A 710-nucleotide genomic window follows, 5' to 3' on the forward strand; every position below is an offset into this window, starting at 1 on the left:
GAACAAGCCGTCCAACCCCAGTGACCCGCACGACGGTGTCTACACCGCGGCGCGCCTGGCCAAGGACGAGGGCGTGCAGATCTCGACGATCTCGTTCGGCACCCCGTACGGCACCGTCGACTACGAGGGCGCCACCATTCCGGTTCCGGTGGACGATCAGACCCTGCAGAAGATCGGCGAGATCACCGACGGCCAGGCCTTCCACGCCGACAGCCTGGACTCGCTGGAGAACGTGTACACGACGCTGCAGCGCCAGATCGGCTACGAAACCGTCAAGGGCGATGCCAGCCTGGCCTGGATGCTGCTCGGTGCCGTCGTGATGGCCGGCGCCGTGCTGGCCGGCCTGCTGCTGAACCGCCGGCTGCCCGCCTGATACGCGCTAGGTCGGCAGGCGCCGATTGATCAACAGCGCCAACGCGGTCGCGATCAGTGCGGCCAGCACCCCGAGGCGCAGCCAGCCGGCGCTGCCCGGGCCCGGCACCGTGCGGTAACCGATCTCGTTCTCGATCGCGTTGTAGCTCTTTTCGAGCTCGCCGAGGTTGGTGGCGGTGTAGGGCTGCCCGCCGGAGAGTCTGGCGATCGTCTTCATCTGGTCGGTCGACACCGGGACCGCGACGCGCTGCCCGTCCATCTCGATCTCACCGCCCTTGGTTCCGAACGAGATCGTCGAGATGGGCACGCCCTGGCCCTTGGCCAGGCGCGCCGCGGTG

The 710-nt window shown here is 68.3% G+C and carries 2 pseudogenes; one reads left to right on the forward strand and one right to left on the reverse strand.

Annotation, left to right across the window (positions count from 1 at the left end):
• Positions 1-373 (forward strand): annotated as a pseudogene (locus A5775_RS21905) (hypothetical protein); the annotation flags it as partial.
• A 6-nt stretch (positions 374-379) separates the two neighbouring features.
• Here the strand turns inward: A5775_RS21905 and A5775_RS21910 are convergent.
• Positions 380-710 (reverse strand): annotated as a pseudogene (locus A5775_RS21910) (hypothetical protein); the annotation flags it as partial.

Origin of the sequence: Mycobacterium sp. 852002-10029_SCH5224772, assembly GCF_001667315.1 — a bacterium.
In the GTDB taxonomy this organism is placed as follows: Bacteria; Actinomycetota; Actinomycetes; order Mycobacteriales; family Mycobacteriaceae; genus Mycobacterium.